The sequence below is a fragment of the Winogradskyella damuponensis genome, from assembly GCF_039538385.1.
In the GTDB taxonomy this organism is placed as follows: Bacteria; Bacteroidota; Bacteroidia; order Flavobacteriales; family Flavobacteriaceae; genus Winogradskyella; species Winogradskyella damuponensis.
In genome coordinates this window covers 1-1,338 of record NZ_BAABCB010000010.1, presented here as the reverse complement: position 1 = coordinate 1,338, position 1,338 = coordinate 1, and the positions used below count along the sequence as shown (strand labels likewise).

Genomic DNA, 1,338 nt, shown 5'->3' with positions numbered 1-1,338 from the left:
ATAGCAATCCTCAACTTTTGGATGATAAGCGGAATGGCAAAACGTACGGCTGAACTGTTCGGAATTTAAAAAAATTGAAACTAGTTGTTTAAATCAACCGATTTTGATGTCACAAAATTTCGGCCGAAAATCAAAACTGATGCTCTTTGCGGAAAAAANCTATAAATACACAAAGGAGTAGTTCGTAAAAAGAAAAAACGTTAGCCAACAATGTATATAATTTATAGCTGCTTCTTGCCTACTGTCGAAAAACCTCACGGTTTTTCTATTTCGGTTTTTATTTGTTAACTTACTCGCTTATAACACGCAACAAATCATATACTAAACCGTTGCCAACAATTAAAAAAACCGACACCTGAAATTAAGAAATGGGATTATTTGACATATTTAAAAAGAAAAAAACGGAATCAACTTTTCCTGAAAACGAACTTGAAAGAAACTTAATGAAAGCTTCGTCTGATATTTCTGCGAGAAATGAATTTTACACTAAACTACTTTGGAACGAACTAATTGTTTTAACAAATGGTCATAGAGAATCAGAAGAAGGTAGAAAAACATTAGAAAAAGACACAGATGTTCAACTTGTAACTTTTGAAAACGGACAAATTCCTGTATTTACTTCCACAAATAGAATTTTTGACAAAGGAATTGTAAAAGAACAAGTTCCATTTATATCAATGAAAGGACAAGACCTTTTTGGATTTACAAAAGGAGCAACTTTTATTTTAAATCCATATTCAGATTATGGGAAAGAATTAATTCCCCAAGAAATTGAAAGTCTTTTAAATGGTTCAATTTTCGAGAAAACTAATGAAATGGAAATTAAAGAAGATACTGAAGTGCTAATTGGACAACCTTCAAAATATCCGACAGAATTAGTTAATGAACTGTCTAATTTATTTAAAAAAGAAACAATTGTTAAATCAGCATATTTAGCAACTATAAAAATGGACAAATCCGAAAAACCACCACATTTAATAATTGCAATTGATGTTGAGGGAAATATGTCTACAATTTCTGGAAAAGTTGGAGCATTAGCAGAACAAATAATTGGAAAAGAAGAAATTATTGATTTTATTAAGATTGAAAAAGACAATGGAATTTCGGAATATTTCATTAACCAAACAAAACCGTTTTATATTCGGAAATAAATAACTGTTGGCAACACCGTATATAATTTATTGCTAGTTCTAGCCTACTTACGAAAATCCTCGCGGATTTTCTTGGTCGGTAAATATTTACTAAATTAGTTGCTTTAAACACGCAACAAACCATATACAAACACGTTGTGATTAATATTGCCGACTTTCGGTCACCCACCAAACATTGTAGCTTTCT

Annotated in this window: 1 protein-coding gene; it reads left to right on the top strand. The window is 30.8% G+C overall.

What is annotated here, in order from left to right; genetic code table 11:
• Positions 1-368 precede the first annotated feature (368 nt).
• Positions 369-1,151, top strand: coding sequence for an enhanced serine sensitivity protein SseB C-terminal domain-containing protein (locus ABD730_RS05760; protein ID WP_344713203.1), 783 nt, complete (start codon positions 369-371; stop codon positions 1,149-1,151).
• Positions 1,152-1,338: the final 187 nt, after the last annotated feature.